The sequence below is a fragment of the Colwellia sp. genome (genome assembly GCF_013215345.1).
In the GTDB taxonomy this organism is placed as follows: domain Bacteria; phylum Pseudomonadota; class Gammaproteobacteria; order Enterobacterales; family Alteromonadaceae; genus Colwellia.
On record NZ_JABSOV010000028.1, the window covers coordinates 1 to 18,334 of the forward strand.

General features: G+C 39.1%; 10 protein-coding genes. 2 read left to right on the forward strand and 8 right to left on the reverse strand.

The window, feature by feature from the left end:
* Positions 1 to 79: 79 nt before the first annotated feature.
* Positions 80 to 2,899, reverse strand: coding sequence for a TonB-dependent siderophore receptor (locus tag HRT50_RS06060; RefSeq protein ID WP_291612366.1), 2,820 nt, complete (start codon positions 2,897 to 2,899; stop codon positions 80 to 82).
* 569 nt (positions 2,900 to 3,468) lie between these two features.
* Here HRT50_RS06060 and HRT50_RS06065 point away from each other — a divergent pair.
* Positions 3,469 to 5,703 (forward strand): winged helix-turn-helix domain-containing protein, encoded by a 2,235-nt coding sequence (locus HRT50_RS06065; RefSeq protein ID WP_291612369.1) that lies wholly within the window; start codon positions 3,469 to 3,471, stop codon positions 5,701 to 5,703.
* A gap of 231 nt (positions 5,704 to 5,934) precedes the next feature.
* Here the strand turns inward: HRT50_RS06065 and parC are convergent, their stop codons facing one another.
* From parC to HRT50_RS06095, 6 genes are all read right to left on the reverse strand, one after another.
* Positions 5,935 to 8,241 (reverse strand): DNA topoisomerase IV subunit A, encoded by a 2,307-nt coding sequence (gene parC, locus HRT50_RS06070; protein WP_291612371.1) that lies wholly within the window; start codon positions 8,239 to 8,241, stop codon positions 5,935 to 5,937.
* A gap of 96 nt (positions 8,242 to 8,337) precedes the next feature.
* A complete protein-coding gene (locus HRT50_RS06075) occupies positions 8,338 to 9,639 on the reverse strand; it encodes a GGDEF domain-containing protein (protein ID WP_291612373.1) in 1,302 nt (433 codons plus the stop codon).
* Complete coding sequence (locus HRT50_RS06080; RefSeq protein ID WP_291612375.1) at positions 9,639 to 11,549, reverse strand: tetratricopeptide repeat-containing diguanylate cyclase; 1,911 nt, start codon at positions 11,547 to 11,549, stop codon at positions 9,639 to 9,641. The genes HRT50_RS06075 and HRT50_RS06080 overlap by 1 nt, the downstream gene beginning before the upstream one ends.
* Positions 11,550 to 11,641: 92 nt before the next feature.
* Positions 11,642 to 12,871 carry an organoarsenical effux MFS transporter ArsJ gene (arsJ, locus tag HRT50_RS06085; protein WP_291612377.1) on the reverse strand — a complete coding sequence of 410 codons (1,230 nt, stop codon included), beginning with the start codon at positions 12,869 to 12,871 and terminating at the stop codon, positions 11,642 to 11,644.
* Positions 12,872 to 12,884: 13 nt separating this feature from the next.
* A complete protein-coding gene (locus tag HRT50_RS06090; RefSeq protein WP_291612379.1) occupies positions 12,885 to 13,934 on the reverse strand; it encodes an ArsJ-associated glyceraldehyde-3-phosphate dehydrogenase in 1,050 nt (349 codons plus the stop codon).
* 33 nt (positions 13,935 to 13,967) lie between these two features.
* On the reverse strand, positions 13,968 to 14,345 hold the full coding sequence (locus tag HRT50_RS06095) for a metalloregulator ArsR/SmtB family transcription factor (RefSeq protein WP_291612381.1): 378 nt from the start codon (positions 14,343 to 14,345) through the stop codon (positions 13,968 to 13,970).
* 499 nt (positions 14,346 to 14,844) lie between these two features.
* Here HRT50_RS06095 and HRT50_RS06100 point away from each other — a divergent pair, with 499 nt between their 5' ends.
* Positions 14,845 to 16,233, forward strand: a complete 1,389-nt coding sequence (locus HRT50_RS06100; RefSeq protein ID WP_291612383.1) for a nucleobase:cation symporter-2 family protein — start codon at positions 14,845 to 14,847, stop codon at positions 16,231 to 16,233.
* Between the two features lie 183 nt (positions 16,234 to 16,416).
* On the opposite strand, the gene parE is transcribed toward HRT50_RS06100, so the two are convergent.
* Positions 16,417 to 18,303, reverse strand: a complete 1,887-nt coding sequence (parE, locus tag HRT50_RS06105) for a DNA topoisomerase IV subunit B (RefSeq protein WP_291612385.1) — start codon at positions 18,301 to 18,303, stop codon at positions 16,417 to 16,419.
* Between the last annotated feature and the right edge of the window lie 31 nt (positions 18,304 to 18,334).

Sequence of the window (18,334 nt, forward strand, 5' to 3'; positions counted from 1 at the left end):
AACTCGTCAGACGATCTTGAAACTCGTCGAACGATCTCACGACTTGATAAGGAGTGTTCTTACGACTCGCCGAACGATTTTACGATTTTGCAGCACATCTAACTTCATATTCAGCGAAAATACCACCGTTACCATCGGCCTGTGCTGGGCCATAGAACTCGTCATAACGAGAAACGCTTGAATTCACACCACTTTTGTACTTCATGCTCCAACGTACGCGCCAGCCGTCTTTATACCAACTCACTGATGCAGTTGCTTTATCTTCAAAAATCCCTGCTGATAATGAACCTACATAGTCAGTAGTAAATTGGCCATCAGGTGAAGTCTTGGTTTCTTCATGAGTAAGTACGTGTGTCCAATCAAGTTTAAACTTAAGATTACCAAAATCATTTAAATCTAAACGGTATTGAGCAGCAATATCAACACCACTCGTGCGGATTTCATCTTGGTTGTATACACGTTGCATGATACCTGTAATTTGACCATCAGGGCCACGACTCACGTCATTACAGAAAGAGTTTTCCGAACCAAAGTCTAACGATGAGTCATAACAAAACTCAAGAATCTCTTCATTACCAAATGAAGTAATCGCATCTTCGATTGAAATATCATAGTAATCAACCGCTAAGTTGAAATCTTCTAAAAAGGCCGGTGCCATAGTAACACCGGCAGTAAAAGTAGTAGCCGTTTCTTCAAATAAATCAGAGTTACCTACGTTTGGTGAATAACCATTGTTATCATCTTCAAATTCATTACCACCAGCAATAGTATCAGCGATACCCTGTTCTAAACGACAATTGTTGTGCCCTGGTTCATCTGAAGTCTCAGTAGTTTTATCACAGATATCATCGAATGAATCAAAATCACCCCGTGGTGGCGACATTGCTTCAGTAATAGTTGGTGCACGCTGTGAAGTTGCCCAGTTAGTACGTAAGGCGTAACCTTCAATAGGTTCCCATACTAAACCTACTTTATAACTTTCAACCATATCAACGTTATCAAGGTCGTATTGACCGACACGTGCTGATACTTCAGCCGTTAAGCTTTTCGCCCCAGCAACATCTCTTAATAATGGGAAAGCCGCTTCAGCAAAAATCTCTGCTACTCCAATAGAACCCTTAAAGTCAGGTACATAGTTAAAAGTAATACCACCTTGAGGTACGTTAGTACTTACTGTTTGAGTATCTTTACGGTATTCAAAACCAAATACTGATGAAACCGCGCCCGCTGGCATTTCAAATAAATCACCGGCAATATAACCAAGTACATTCATTTGTTCATTATCCGTATTTATTTCAGGATTGACACGAAGGTAGTTGGCCATTTCAGTAGTAACTGAGCCTTCACCAAATAAATCAAGTGGTACACAGCCTGCATCAGCTTCAGCGACAGAATTTGCACACTGCACTTCACCATTCACTACTTCGGTATCTAATGCATTTTTTAAGTTGTAAACATTAATTTCGTTTGAACGCACTTGTCTTTGTTTAAATTTACCGTAACCTGCAGATAAATCCCAATCCCAGCTACCATCAAACATAGTACCTTGCAGACCAGCCCATGAACGAATAGTGGTACGGGTATTGTCGTTGAGAATATTACCAACTTCACCAAATCGGCGATCCCATTTCACGCCTTTAGAGCTGGCTTGATCAGCAATTTCAGGATGCATGAACGGATTATCAGCAGGGATTCGACCTGCTTTAATTTCACCAAACTCACCAGTTTCAGGATTATAAGTTACCGCAGTTTCACCTTCATATGAATCTTCAGGTGATTTATTATTGATAGAGCGGTTATAACTGTATTGTACTTGTCCATAAAACATCACATCATCAGTTAAGTCATAATCAAGCTTTAATGCAACAGAGGCTTTTTCATCAGGTACTTTAAGCATAACGTACTGGTTACTATTGATACCATCACGTTCTTCTAGCCAAGTATCACCTTTATATTCATTACCATCATACCAATAGCCACCTTCACCACCGCTACCTTCATCAAATACACCACCTAAGATACCGTCACTGCGACTTCTCCAATCAGCAGGTGAAATATCACGCATGCATTTATCACCGTCTTCAGTCTGCATCTGGTTACACATTAGCTTATCATCATAATCCCATGAATCTTCCTGTTGAGCACGTTCTCTATCATCAAAAGTAAGCCCCCAGTCTTTATCATAAGAAGAGCTAAAGAACATATAACCACGGTCATCATCAAATCCAGTACCAAAGTCGAAATCAAGACCTAACTCTTTAGCGCCGCCATCTGTACTTTCACCGCCCTTTACTTTGAAAGATAAACCTTCTTTGTCTTGTTGGGTAATAATGTTTACCACACCAGCAATGGCGTCAGAGCCATAAGCTGCTGAAGCACCACCCGTAATAACTTCAACTCTATCTACCATGCCTGAAGGAATAGTTGATAAACTTACGTAGTTACCTGAGTAGCTGTTTGAAACAGTACGTCGACCATCAATTAGCGTTAACGTACGGTTAGTACCTAGATTACGTAAATCGACGGTTGAAAGGCCTGTGCCTGAGACACTTGATTGTGAGTTTGAGTTACTAAAACCTTCGGCAAGTTGTGGTAATTCATCAATTAAGATATCGGATAAAGAGCCAATACCGGCATCTTCAATCGCATCTCTGTCCATGGTTGCTAGCGGTGTTGCTACACTAAAACTGTCACGACGTAAACGTGATCCTGTAACAGTTATTTTCTCGTCAGCTTTTGCTTTTTTCACTTCTGCTGGTGCTGTTTTAACAACGGGTTTAGCTATTGCATTTTCAGCGTCAGCAGCAAAAGTTGCTGGTGCAAATGTTAATGCTGAACCAGCGATGGCAGTGTATATAGCAGTTTGAATTGCGATGGTGATTGGACTTTTATTCATCATTCATCTCTCTTAGTGTTTTTGTTTAAGTTTTGTTATTTATATTTTTAATATTATTTTTATATTGTTTTTATATTTTGGTTTACCGCTAATAACAGATAATTTACTGCTGTTAGTAATAGCTGAGCTACTTACAAACGTGTATTGACAGATCAGGTCATAAGCAAAACTCACAAAAGCAAACATCTTTGTTTCAAGTAACTTTGTGTTAATAAAACGTAGAGTTAATTAAGCTTTTCTCTGTTTTAAGTAACTACACCTACATATACAATCTATAGAAAATCATTTGTACATCGATTTAATATCTATTACCAAAAAATACAAAAATAAAACTATGAAAACATGAGGTTACAAAAGTCACATTTAAAAACTATATCTCTCAATTTTTAGATACTTAAAAACATAATGACTACAAATTAGATAATATTTAGATAAACAAGTTACTTAGCTTTGATAATTTTGTTAGCATTAAATTAGCCTAAGGAGGGGTTGTTAAGGTAACTACAAGGACAAATAGCAGCGACGATAAAGTCAAAAAATCAGACTACTTAAAGCAATAAATAATCCAAATCATGCGTAATAAACCATTTAAGATTAATCAATATCAGGTAACACCTGCAGAATTCTCCATTCAAGCCGATGGCTTTGATAAGCAGTCATTACAGCCAAAATTTATTGAAGTATTATTTTATTTAGCAGAGCACCATGGTCGGGTTGTGCCAAGAGATGAACTTATTGATCACATCTGGGGCCAAGATAGTTATGTGGGTGAAAAAAGCTTAACTAATGCTATCTGGCATTTACGTAAAAAACTCAGCTACGCTGACGACGAAGAAGAAATAATTAAGACCATTCGAAAAGCTGGCTATCAGTTAATGCCAGAGCCGCAATGGCAAGCTAGCCCGGAAAGTGTCAGTAAAGTTTCTAGCCCTGAACTACTAGAAAGTTCAATAAATTACTCCGTTGATAGCGCCATTGAAGATTCAGCTGAGATTCCGGTATACCAAACACAAGGTATAGTAAGTAATCAGCAAGCAGTGAAGTCCGCTGAAAAAACTACTAATAAGAGTAAAGTGTTTAATATAAGCAGTACCCATGTACTGGTGACTTTAATTCTCAGCTTGTTAGTGCTGCTTTATATTCAGCAACTTTCTGATGATGACGATATTAGAATTACCGCCATCACTAAACACCCCGGTAGTGAGCTGTTTCCTTCCCCCTCACCGGATGGTCGTTTTTTGGTCTACAGCCAAGTATCAACCAATAAACCAACCAATTTGTTTATGAAAGATACCCATCAAGTAGAATTGCCGCCTAAGCAATTAACCTTTGATAATGCTATCGAGATGCATAGTGTTTGGAGTAACGACGGCCAATATTTGTATTTTGCTCGTAAAGATAAAGCGAACAACAGCTGTTATTACATTCAATTAAAAGTCTCTAGTCAGCAAGAAACACAACTAGCAACTTGTCCAATGCAAGGGGTTTATTATTACCTTGATATATCCCCTGATGACCAAACCCTTGCTGTCTATAACAAGGGCGTTTTTGCTAAAAGAACTGGAATTTACTTTATTGATTTATCGTCAAAAAACTTTGCCATGACGCGTTTCTCTTGTGATAGTGATTGTACTTACAAAGATAGAGATATGTCTTTCTCTCCCGATGGTAAATACATAGCTGTTTCTAGGCGAATCAACCGCTTAAGTGAAAATATTTATCTTATTAAGCTAGTAACTAAAGTGACAGAACAACTTACTTTTGATGAAGAAGATATTGTCGGTATGTCTTGGTTTGGCGATAGCCAAAAGTTAGTTTTTGCGGCGCAACGCGCTGATAATCGCTTTGGTTTTGTTATCGATATTCAAAGTAGAGTAAAACAAGCATTGAACCTAACTGGCTTTAGCTACCCCAGTATTGCCAAGCAATCACAACAGCTGTATTACCAAGAACGCATAGAAAGCTCTTCACTTTTTAGCTTGCAGCTTAATGATGTTATCGCCAGTAGTCCATTCCCTGTTCTACAATCTAACTTCACTTATGAATCACCTGATTACAGTGCTATCAATGATTTAGTGGTATTTTCTTCCAATGAATCTGGCTTTGATGAGCTTTGGTCAGCCAAACCCGATGGTAGCGCACGTAAACAGTTAACCAATTTAAAACAACCACTACGTTACCCTAAGTGGTCACATGATGGTCAAAAGGTTGCCTTTTTAGCACCTTTATCTGAAGATAGAGGTGATGGTATATATATATATTCTTTGAAAAATGAGCGGGTGACATTACTCAAAAGTCCCTTTGTCCAGCATAATCGTCCAAATTGGTCCATGGATGATAAACAAGTTATTTCGGCCATTTATGGTAATCATCATACCGATATTTATAGCATTAATATCGCAGACTCCAGTACCAAACGCCTCACTTTTGACGGTGCACGTTATGGCGTAATGGTATCAGCTGACACCTTACTTTATACCAAAATTAGGAAAGGTTTATGGCAAAAAAACATCAATGATGTGCAAGCAGGTGATAGGGTTATTAAGGGTAGTCTCTTTAATACATTATACGCCTGGACTTATGAAAAAGGTCAGGTCTATTATCAAAAATCCTTTGATGATCACTATCAATTGATATCCTACGATATCGAAGAAAAAATTCAAACGCCGCTAGTAAGGTTACCGTTAAACTCTATATCTAAGACTGACAGTATTACCTATTTAGCCACAAAAGATCGTTTGCTCTACACCAGCAGCAGTTTTCCTCAAGCCAATATCAATATGGTTGCTAGCAAAAAACTGTTTTAGTTGTGCGGGATAAAATACTCCAAGGCGGTGTTGCTCTCAATCCCAATAGCCCGCTATTGGTCAATCAAGCGCCTTGCTTTGATTTATTTTTTCTGTGCACAACAAGATCAAAAACTTAATGAAATGGGTATTAGCTAAACATAAAAAAGGCCAACAAATACTTTACATTTGTTGGCCTTTTTTATTTCATCATTACAATGAGACGTTAATTGTTATTAACAAGTAAAAACTTTATTCACTTGCTTGAGGTGTTTCAGCAACATCTTCACCGACATTATTGACGCCAGCAGGCTCAATATCTATTTGTGAAACACGCTGTAAACCTCGAGGCAACTTATTACCACGACGACCACGCTCACCCATATAGTGTTCAATATCGCTAGCCTTAAGGGTAAGTTTACGCTTACCTGCATGCAAGGTAATGGCAGCCCCTTGTGGAATAATACTCAGTAAACTAACAAACTCTTCTCTCGTTTTTGCACGGGCAGAAGGTATATTAATAATCTTGTTACCTTTACCTTTACTGAGTATCGGTAAGTTTTGTACCGGAAAAACCAGCATGCGCCCTTCGCTAGTAATTGTTAGACAGTAATCACTATCAATATTACTAATTAATTTCGGCACCATTACTTTAGCGGCTTCAGGTAAGCTAATCAGTGCCTTACCATTTTTATTGCGACTAACCATATCGGCAAAGCTAGTAACAAAGCCATAGCCAGCATCACTGACTAATAAGTACTTAGCCTCGTCATCTGACATTATGCTATGCACAAATGTTCGCCCTGTGGTCAAATTAAAACGACCGGTAAGCGGTTCGCCTTGAGAGCGAGCTGTGGGTAAAGTATGGGCGTCAGTGGTAAATGCCCGGCCATCAGAGCCGATAAATACCACAGGGCGATTACTGCGCCCTTTTGAGGAGCATAAATAACCATCACCCGCTTTATAACTTAAGCTGGTAGGGTCAATATCATGGCCTTTAGCGCAGCGTGCCCAACCTTTATCAGATACCACAACAGTAACCGACTCACTTGGCACTAAATCTTTTTCAGTAAGTGCTTTTGATTCAGTACGCTCGACTATTCTAGAGCGGCGATCATCACCATATTCTTCAGCTGCAGCAAGAATCTCTTTTTTCATTAGCGTGCTCATGCGCGCTTTTGAATTAAGGATTTTCTCTAAGTATTCTTGGTCAATATGTAATTCGTCTTGCTCGGCACGAATTTTTACTTCTTCAAGCTTGGCAAGTTGCCGTAGTTTAATTTCTAAAATAGAGTGCGCTTGAGTTTCAGATAAAGAAAAGCGCGACATTAATTCCGCTTTAGGATCATCATAACCACGAATGATCGCTATTACTTCATCAATATTTAAGTAAGCAACCAGTAAACCATCAAGAATATGTAAACGAGCTAGTACTTTATCTAAACGATATTGCAACCGTCGACGCACGGTATCACGGCGAAATTCCAGCCATTCAGATAAAATGACTAATAAGTTTTTAACCGCTGGACGGTTATCTAGGCCTATCATGTTGATATTGACGCGATAGCTTTTTTCTAAGTCGGTACTGGCAAATAAATGCTGCATTAATTGTTCTATATCGACTCGATTTGAACGTGGCATTATCACCAGGCGAACTGGGTTTTCATGATCTGATTCATCACGAAGATCAGCTACCATAGGCAGTTTTTTCGCCGTCATTTGCCCAGCAATTTGCTCTAAGATTTTACCGCCAGAGGCTTGATGTGGCAGTGCGGTAATAATAATATCACCATGTTCAACATCATAGACGGCGCGCATTCTAATACTGCCGCGACCGGTTTGATAAATTTTTTCAATATCAGCTCTTGGCGTGATAATCTCAGCATCTGTTGGATAATCAGGTCCTTTCACAAACTCAAGTAAGTCACTGACTTCTGCTTTAGGGTTTTCTATTAAGTGCACACAAGCATCAGCCACTTCACGGACATTGTGCGGCGGAATATCTGTCGCCATACCCACGGCAATACCGGTAATACCGTTCAGTAAAATATGTGGTAAACGAGCTGGTAGGGTAATGGGCTCTTTCATGGTGCCATCAAAATTTGGCTGCCAATCAACAGTACCTTGCCCTAATTCAGCCAGTAATACTTCACTAAATTTTGATAAGCGTGACTCGGTATAACGCATGGCGGCGAAAGATTTAGGATCATCGGGTGCGCCCCAGTTACCTTGACCATCAACTAAGGGATAGCGATACGAGAATGGTTGCGCCATTAACACCATGGCTTCATAACAGGCGCTATCACCGTGTGGGTGAAATTTACCTAGTACATCACCAACGGTACGTGCTGATTTTTTATATTTAGCAGTCGCAGATAAACCAAGCTCTGACATTGCATAAACTATGCGTCTTTGTACGGGCTTTAAGCCATCACCAATATGTGGCAAGGCGCGATCCATAATAACGTACATGGAATAGTTTAAATAAGCTTCTTCAGTAAACCGCCTTAATGGAACTTGTTCTACTCCATCAAGGCTATATTCGAGCGCATCTGACATGAAATGATTTTCCTGATCGTACAAATTTAGTTATTTTATAAAGTTATAGCTTATCTGATTATGACCTTATAAAAAATAGCTAAGGTAACAAAACAGTTAATTATCCCGTCTTTCTTGTGCTTGGGCGATGTTTTGATAACAAACAACACTATTTCGACCTAGCTCTTTCGCTTGATACATTGCCAAGTCAGCACAGTGCAATACTTGCTCAAAGGTCAATTGATTAGGCGCCATGGTTGCCACACCAATACTGACAGTCACCTTGCTCTGGTGTATTAACGATGAGAAGTCATGCCGTGCTATTTTTTCATTAATACGCATAGCTATCGCTTTCGCTTTGTTACAATCAGCAAATGGTAATATCGCGACGAATTCCTCACCACCTAAACGATAAAATACATCTCTTGAACGCATGGTTTCTTTTACCAGTTGTGAGATGACCTTAAGTGTTTTATCGCCAGCATGATGACCAAAGTTATCATTAATTTTTTTGAAGTGATCTAGGTCCAACAATAACACCGATAACTCTTCTGGTTGCGAAGCAAAACTAGCCACCATATGTTCACCATGTTCAAATAAAGCACTGCGATTCCCTAAGCCAGTTAAGGCATCTGTTCGGGTTAATCGAATTAACTTGTTACGTATTCTTAACTGCCTAAAAAAAAGCAGCATAAAAACGATAGCGGTACTGATAATTAAGGTGAAATTATACTGCTGGGTGGCTTTTTGATCTTGTACTTCAGCAACACGGCGAACTTTTAATTTATTTTGACTTGCCAACAAGCTATTGCTGGCCTTTTTATCATTCACTTCAAACGATTGCTCTAAAGACGCTATCATTGCTAAGCGCTTCTCTTTACGATAGCTATGGTATTTTTTTAGATAAGATTTTTTCTCGAGGTAAGCTAAATCAAATTGACCTTGTTGTGCATAATTCTCGGCTAATATCAAATGCAATTGTAAAAAGTTGGGCTGGTGTAATTGCGGCTCAAAAATTTGTGCCGATAACTTAGTAGCCTGCTCTAAAAGTACAATAATATCGCGGCTATTTTCGCCGTCGTAACTTCTATCTATAGCATTTTCTTTTAATAACGCCTGTGCAACTAACAGTAAATATTGCTCCGCAACATTAACTGTTTTTTTAGCAAAACTAGGTTGAGTAAGTGCTAGTTCAATTTTCTCACTATCGATACTCTTTTGCCTAAGCTGTGTCATTAAAGCCAGTAGTTCGGCATTTATTGGCAATACACTTACTGCAGCTAAATGTAATAGTTTATTTTTATTATCTTGGCCCTCTGTAACGACCAAGGCACTAGAGGACTCTTTTGCTAGACTAAAAGATGGCAAAAATAGCGGCATTAGTAAGATAATTAGCAAACTTGGATTGATCATTTTCATTAGCCACAGACCTTATTTCTTCCTGATGCTTTGGCTTGATAAAGCTGTTCATCTGCTCGTTTAATCAAACTAATTAAGTCATCATCACCTGACAATGAAGCAACACCAATACTTACAGTGACTTTTTCAAGCTTATTAAACGCCCATAGGTGTTGATTAACCCCTAAGCGAATACGCTCACTTACCTCTAATGCTGATTTCAACGTTGTTTTTGGTAAGCAGACCATAAACTCCCCACCACCAAAGCGACCAAACATATCACTTTTTCGCATCATTTTAGCGCCAAGACTAGCAACCTTCGCTAACACTTTATCGCCAGAGCTATGACCTAAAGAGTCATTAATGTCTTTAAAGTGATCGACATCTATCATCATAATCGTTAAATGACTCGGTTTTACTTGAGCCTGCTTAAAGGCCTGTTGAGCTTGCTTCATTAAACTTCGTCTATTGGCGACTCCCGTAAGGGTATCAATATTAGAGGCAACTTTAAGCTTCTGTTGACTTTGCAGCAGTTTAACTAGCACCCAAGCAAAAGCTAAAGCAATTAGTGCACTGACAATAAGGTATAAGCGCTGCTCTTCATTTTCTAAATTTGCTTCATCTAAATTTCTCTCATAGACTATTTGTTGATTGTGTAATACCTTATTTTTTTTATCGGCCTGCTCCGCTTCAAGCCTGAGACGAACTTCAGTTATAGAGCGGTTATCTTCATTTGCATACAATTTAGCGGTTAAAGCGATCACTAGAGATTGGCTTTCATAGGCTTGTTTAAATCTATTTTGCTTATTATATACACGTGCTTTGAGGTCAATAATATTGACATAGTTTTCTTGTTTAATTTGTGACAACTGCTGATGGTTAGCGACTACTTTCTCTACTTTAGCTATACTGAGCAAAACTTCATCTAAACGGTCTAATTTAAATAAAACGTAAGCCTGATCATAATAAAACTGTAACTGATAATCGAACCGCTCGGTTAATTGCAAATACTGCTTAGCCATCATTAAGTATTGATAGGCTGCATCAGGGTTACTGTCTTCTTTTTTTAAGTGTGCCCAAGCCATGCCCGAATAAACGATAAACATGCTTTCGTTTGGGCTATCTTTATTTGATTCGGCAATGATGGTGTTAAAAACTTTTATCGCTTGCTGATAATCTTTTTTATAGGTATGCATAATAGCAATATTATACAAACTGATATGAGCAGCTAAGAGCGAGCCAGCTTTTTTAAAGTGAGAATATGACTGCTGATAATAGGCCATTGACTGCTTTTCTTGCCGTAAATAAGAATAGACAATACCAAGTTCACTATTTACCGTACCTTTCAGATCTTCATCATCCGTTTGTCCGGCAATGTTATAGGCGTCGTTAAGCAAGACTAAAGAGCGCTTATAATCATTGGTGAGATAAGCTATAGCACCTAAATTAATAAGACCTACAGCGACTTGTACTTTGTTATGTAAAGACTCTGCAACTTCTAAACCTTTTTTATATTCTTTAGCTGCTTGAGTAATATTGCCTAAGTTCTCAAAAGCAAAGCCCTTTAAATACAAAAGTTCACTAATTAAAATACTGGGGCTCGACAGCCTTTTCGCTATGGTTAATCCCTGATTGGCCGTTTTCTTAGCCGTAGTATATTTGTTCTGCTCTATTTGTATTTCAGTAAGCAGTTTAAAATATAATAAATTTTGCTCTATGGTTAGCGCACTCAGTGAGTCTTCATAAATCAGGAGTTGTTTGAGGGAGAGTGATAAGTCAGTTTTTTTCAGCTCTTCAACTTGCTCGGCTACTTGGTTAAATTGCTTAAGGTCGACTCTTGTTTGACTGACACTAACCATGGGGAATAACAGGCAGGTAATACTGATAACAATTTGTATTGCTTGAGCAATTTTTTTAGCAAAACACAACAAACTGTAGTTCCTTAAATAAAGCAAAATGACTTGATCGGATAAGGCAGTATAAAACGATTTACTCTAAGAGTTAAACCGTAATCTTTGACTATTTACGCTACTTTTCTCACAAAGTAACTGGCGAGTAACATGAATATAAAGGCAATAAACATACAGGCTGTTAAGCCAAATTGCTGAAAGATAACACCTGAGAGTACGGTTCCTAGCAGCCGCCCCATGGCATTAGCCATATAATAGAAGCCGACATCCATAGACACGCCTTCATCTCTAGCAAGGCTGAGAATAAGATAACTATGTAAAGATGAATTTATAGCAAAGGCTGCAGCAAATATAAATAAGCCTGAAATGAGTATGCTATTACTGTACGGAAAAAGGTAAATAGCGACAGATAAAAGCAAGGTTACTAGTGCCAATAATACCGACCAAAATCCTGTTTGTTGATAACTGTTTCTTTCCCTCTTCCCAGATAACAAGGTAAGTATCTTTGGCGCGTTCGCTTGAATGACGCCATAAAAAATAATCCAACTGGCAAGAAAAGTGCCAACGCCTTGGTGGTGCCATTGCAATTGGCTTACCAAATAAACAGGTAACGCAATAACAAACCAAACATCACGACCAGCAAACAGACATAAACGCGCTGCAGATAAATAATTTAACGGTGCATTGTTTGAGAATAACTGACTGAATTTAGCTTTATAACGGGTTTTACCTATATCACCACGCAGCAGAGGATAAGTACTTAAAGCAACAGTTGCTAAGGTAACAGCCATCAGTAATAGTGAGTTTTGAAAGCCAAAAAGAGCCAACAATAGACCGCCAAGAAAAAAACCAACACCTTTTAAGGTGTTTTTGGAGCCTGTCAGTAAAGCCACCCACTTAAAAAGCTTACTTTGCCCTTGCTCGCTATCTAGACCTGTGACTAATAACTTAATACTCGACTTAGCACTCATTTTATTGAGATCTTTAGCAATGCCCGACAGTGCTTGCGCAAACATGACATAGGCAATACTTAAGTACTCGCTCGGCACTGCCAACATTGATAAAGCGAATACCTGCACCACTAGCCCAATAAACATGGTTTTATTTAAGCCAATACGCGCCCCCAGCCAGCCACCAACAAGGTTAGTAATAACGCCAAAAACTTCATAAAGAATAAATAAACTAGCTAACGCTAATGGGCTATAACCTAATTGATAAAAATACAGCAATACCAACATGCGCAACGCGCCATCGGTTAAGGTAAAGGCCCAATAGTTAGCTGTGATCACTAGGTACTTTTTTACCGGTGCAGACAGTTTTACTGATGGAAAAAGTGAACTCAATGAAAACAAGCTATTACTCACTATGACTGGTTAAACTATTTGCCATCAGTTTCATCAACTCAGCACTACGATTAGCATAGCCCCATTCATTGTCATACCATAAATACATTTTCAACTGCGTATCATTTACCACCATAGTTGATAAAGCATCGACGACACAAGATCTGGCATCGGTTTTATAGTCAACGGAAACTAAAGGCCTTTCTTCATAGCCCAAAATTCCTTTTAATTCCCCTGCTGCGGCATCAGACATTAATTGATTTATTTCTCCAACACTGACATTACGCTGCATTTCAAAAACACAGTCAGTTAATGAGGCATTTGCCAATGGCACTCGCACAGCATGACCATTTAATTTACCTTTTAGCTCGGGGAAAATATCGGTGATGGCTTTTGCCGAGCCGGTCGTGGTTGGAATAAGCGACTGACCACAGGCACGTGCACGGCGTAAATCTTTATGGGGGGCATCTAAAATGGTTTGGGTATTAGTAATATCGTGAATGGTCGTCATGCTGCCATGTTTTATGCCAATATTATCTTGTAATACTTTAACCACAGGCGCTAAACAGTTAGTGGTACATGAGGCAGCAGTGACGATACTATGCTTATTTTCTTGGTATAAATGTTGATTAACACCCATAACAATATTGACGATATCCTGATCTAAAATATTACCTGAGCTATCTTGGGCTAACTTCATCGGCGCGGTAACCAGTACTTTTTGAACACCTTGAGTAAAGTAAGCTTGCAGCTTAGCTTTATCGCGCATCACGCCTGAAGCTTCAATAACTAAATCACACGCTGACCAGTCAGTTTCAGCTATGCCATTATTCTGGCTAACGATTAACTGCTTCTCTTCAATATGCATTACTGTATCGCTAGCTGTCGCTTCATATTGCCAACGACCATGAATAGAATCAAAATTAAGCAAGTGAGCCAGTGTGGCGGCATCACCAGCGGGATCATTAATTTGAATAAACTGTACCTCTGGCCAATGCCAGGCAGCGCGTAAAATTAATCGTCCCATACGGCCGAAGCCATTAATACCTACTTTTATTGTCATTTGTTCTTCCTATTATTCCCTAAACTAGCTGATTTAATTACAACACTGTTGCGTACGTGCAGGGCGTTCACCCATCATTGCTAAATTTTTAAGACATTCATCAATCACCGGCAAGTTTTCCTCAAAGCAACTTTTGATGACTGCTTGTTTCCATTGCGAAAGAGGTTTTGCCATAGAATAATAAACCCAACGACCTGACTTACGTTCGCTAAGTAACTGCTGTTTCTTTAATAAGGCTATGTGGCGAGATATTTTCGGCTGAGATAACTCCAACGCATGAGTCAGTTCACAAACACACAATTCACTTTCACACATCAACATCAATATGATTTTCAAGCGTGTATCATCAGCCATGACTTTAAAAAATAATAAGCAGTCACTTTCTGTAACTCGTTTTGTAGCAGTATTCATTATTTTCTGTCTCGTTAGCTCGAACTTGGTCTCTGGGATTAGTTGCCTCACATTATACATATGTTTTTCCATATGTATATGTAAGCGTTTAGTTAAAATATTCAATAATAACGAGTTAACTTAACCGTTATTTATTTATAAAAGTGTGTTTTATAAAAATCAACCTGATAAAAGCCAGTTTCACTATGTGGAATTAAAACTGTACATTTATCAGGCACCAGTATTACGTAAAAAAGTCGATAGCTCCTTGATTTACCAGCATTACTAAAACTGAGTAGCCACACTCTTTGCTCGGTAAAAGATTACATTGATGTAAAAACAACCAACAACTAAGTCAATAACCCTAATATTACCACTTCCATTAATTGACACTAGTGACAGCTTTATGTAGGTTTTCAGCACAGTTTTTTTCATAAGGTTGCCACGGTACTGGCTAATTACTCGCTAAGAACCTGCTGTAACCTATTAAAATAATAAGAAAATAACAGAGAGAGCTATTATGGAAATATTATATAACGTTGAAGATAAGCCACCGACAGGCACCAGCCTGATATTGGCAGCCCAGCATTTACTTGCTGCTTTAGGGGCAATAATTACCGTGCCTTTAGTGGTTGGCGGCGTTTTAGGTTTGCCGGTAGAAGATATTGTAGTACTAGTTAACGCGGCAATGCTTGTTTCTGGTGTGGTTACTATTATTCAATGTAAAGGTGTTGGCCCAGTAGGTATCAGACTTCCTTGTGTTATGGGTACTAGCTTTACCTTTGTTGGTGTTTCTATTGCCATTGGCTTTGAGCATGGCGTTGCCGGTATTTTAGGTTCAGCCCTCGTCGCTTCACTCGTGATGATTATTGGTAGTTTCTTTATGCCATTCATCAGAAAATTTTTCCCGCCGATTGTTACCGGTACTGTAGTTACCTTGATTGGTCTGTCGTTAATCCCAGTTGCCGTTGATTGGTTTGCTGGTGGACAAGTTGGCAGTGAAGGTTATGCTTCATTACCAAACTTAGCCATAGGTATGCTGGTGTTAATAACGGTAGTACTGTTATCTATGTTTGGTAAAGGTATATTGTCTGCAGCTGCGGTAGTTATTGGTATGGTAGTCGGGTTTATTGTTTGTGTTACCTTAGGTCTTGTTGACTTTACACCGGTACAAGAAGCACCTTTATTTGCCTTACCTAGCCCTTTCCATTTTGGTTTATCTTTTCCAATTAGCGGTATTATCGGTATGTCTATCGCCTATTTAGTTACCATAGTTGAATCAACAGGTGATTTCTTAGCTTTATCAAATGTGACTAAAACTAAACTAACGGGTAAGAAATTATCTAGCGGTATTTTGTGTGACGGGCTAGGTTCGGCTTTAGCGTCAGTATTCTCTACCACGCCTTTTTCTTCTTTCTCGCAAAATGTAGGTATCATAGGTATGACAGGTGTTGCTAGTCGCTATGTTGTGGCGATTACTGGTGCTATGTTGATTCTTGCTGGGCTTTTCCCAATTATCGGTGCATTAGTAGTAGCTATACCACTGCCAGTACTTGGCGGAGCAGGGTTAGTTATGTTTGCTATGATAATCACTGCAGGTATAAATATTTTATCTGAGACTAAACATACCAAAAGAAACGGTATTATTATCGCGGTAAGTATTGGTGCAGGTATGGCAGTAACAGTTCGTCCAGAATTACTAAGTCAATTACCTGATTTCATTAAAGTAATTTTAGCCTCTGGTATTACTACCGGCTCACTAATTGCCCTACTTTTAAATGCAATTCTTCCTGACGGTGATGTCGTTGATTTTGATGAAGAAGATGAACGTGTAGAGGTTTTAGTGACTGCTGAGTCATCGGTAGCAGAAGAACTAGCGACTACAAAAGAAGTTTCTTCAATGTCATAAAGATAAGATTGCTGTTAAATGGCCGAATTAAATCACAATAAGTATTATGTGATTTAATCCGGCTACTTTTATTTCCCCTCACTAAAACATATCAGTAATGTACACCAGCACCATAGCTTACTATCTATTCATTCATACTTGCTGTAGTAGCTTCACCTAGACAATTTTGCATTAAGAGCTAGCTTAAACGACGGCCATATCACCTTTACTTTGTAGCCATGCTTTACGGTCACCGGCACGTTTTTTCGACAATAACATATCCATCAATTCCATGGTTTCACTATGATCGTCAACGGTAAGTTGTACTAAGCGACGAGTATTTGGATCCATGGTGGTTTCACGTAACTGCAACGGGTTCATTTCACCCAAGCCTTTAAAGCGTTGTACGTTGACTTTACCGCGTTTTTTCTCGGCTTCGATTCGATCTAAAATACCCTCTTTTTCTGCTTCATCTAAAGCATAAAAAACTTCTTTGCCGATATCGATTCGATATAATGGCGGCATAGCAACATAAATATGACCCGCTTGAACAAGCGGTAAAAAGTGCTGAGTAAATAAGGCACACAATAAGGTGGCAATATGCAGTCCATCAGAATCGGCATCCGCTAAAATACAAATTTTACCGTAACGTAGCTCTGATAAGTCATCACTGTCAGGATCAATCCCTAAAGCTATTGAGATATTATGTACTTCTTCCGATGCTAATATTTGCCCTGAATCGACTTCCCAAGTATTTAAAATTTTACCACGTAGCGGCATAATCGCTTGAAACTCACGATCGCGCGCTTGTTTAGCACTACCGCCAGCGGAGTCACCTTCCACTAAAAACAATTCGGTACGGGCTAAATCTTGGCTACCACAATCGGTCAACTTACCGGGTAAAGCAGGACCAGAAGTGATTTTTTTACGTACTACCTTCTTACTGGCTCGCATACGTTTTTGCGCGTTACTGAGACAAAACTCTGCCAATAATTCCGCTTTGTCAGTGTGTTCATTAAGCCACAAACTAAAAGAATCTTTTACTACGCCGGTAACAAAGGCGGCACATTGACGTGACGATAATCGCTCTTTAGTCTGTCCGGCAAATTGTGGATCTTGCATCTTAATCGATAAGATATAACTACATTTATCCCAAATATCATCTGGAGTTAGTTTTACCCCGCGCGGTAAAATATTACGAAATTCACAAAACTCTCGCATCGACTCAAGCAGTCCTTGGCGCATACCATTAACATGAGTACCACCAGCAACCGTTGGGATTAAGTTAACGTAACTTTCACCAATACTATCGCCGCCTTCTGGTAACCAAGTAACCGCCCAATCGGCCGTTTCATGTTGAGAAGTAAAACTGCCCGTAAAAGGTTCTTCAGGTAATGATATATAGTCTTTTATTGCATCTTTTAAGTAATCGGTAAGTCCGTATTCATAACACCATTGATATTTTTTATCTTCAATTTTGTCATGGAATTTAATGGTTAAGCCCGGGCATAATACCGCTTTAGCTTTAAGTAAATGGGTGAGGTGACGGACCGAAAATTTAGCGGTATCAAAATAGCTAGCATCGGGCCAAAACTTAACACTGGTGCCAGTGTTACGTTTTCCTACTGTGCCAGTTTCGCGCAGTTCTTCTACCTTATAGCCATTTTCAAAGGCCATTTGATAGATTTTACTGTCTCGACGAACACTGACATCGACCCGAGTCGATAAGGCATTTACGACCGAAATACCAACACCATGTAAACCACCGGAAAACTGGTAACTTTTATTGGAAAACTTACCTCCTGCATGCAGCTTACAAAAGATAAGTTCTACCCCTGAAACCCCTTCTTTAGGGTGAATATCAGTAGGCATACCACGGCCATCATCGATTATTTCAAGTGACTGATCTTCATATAAAATAACACTAATATTTTGTGCATGGCCGGCAAGCGCTTCATCCACTGAGTTATCAATTACCTCTTGACCTAAATGATTGGGTCTTGTGGTATCGGTATACATACCTGGACGGCGGCGAACGGGATCTAAGCCACTGAGTACTTCAATGGAGTCGGAGTTGTATTGGTCAGTCATTTGAAACTCAATTTAATCGCGGTTAAAAGGT

What these genes read in the sequence shown, in the direction of transcription:
- HRT50_RS06095 (WP_291612381.1), bottom strand. Translation starts at nt 14,345, where the DNA reads ATGAATACTGCTACAAAACGAGTTACAGAAAGTGACTGCTTATTATTT.
- HRT50_RS06060 (WP_291612366.1), bottom strand. Translation starts at nt 2,899, where the DNA reads ATGATGAATAAAAGTCCAATCACCATCGCAATTCAAACTGCTATATAC.
- HRT50_RS06075 (WP_291612373.1), bottom strand. Translation starts at nt 9,639, where the DNA reads ATGAAAATGATCAATCCAAGTTTGCTAATTATCTTACTAATGCCGCTA.
- parC (WP_291612371.1), bottom strand. Translation starts at nt 8,241, where the DNA reads ATGTCAGATGCGCTCGAATATAGCCTTGATGGAGTAGAACAAGTTCCA.
- HRT50_RS06090 (WP_291612379.1), bottom strand. Translation starts at nt 13,934, where the DNA reads ATGACAATAAAAGTAGGTATTAATGGCTTCGGCCGTATGGGACGATTA.
- HRT50_RS06065 (WP_291612369.1), top strand. Translation starts at nt 3,469, where the DNA reads ATGCGTAATAAACCATTTAAGATTAATCAATATCAGGTAACACCTGCA.
- parE (WP_291612385.1), bottom strand. Translation starts at nt 18,303, where the DNA reads ATGACTGACCAATACAACTCCGACTCCATTGAAGTACTCAGTGGCTTA.
- HRT50_RS06100 (WP_291612383.1), top strand. Translation starts at nt 14,845, where the DNA reads ATGGAAATATTATATAACGTTGAAGATAAGCCACCGACAGGCACCAGC.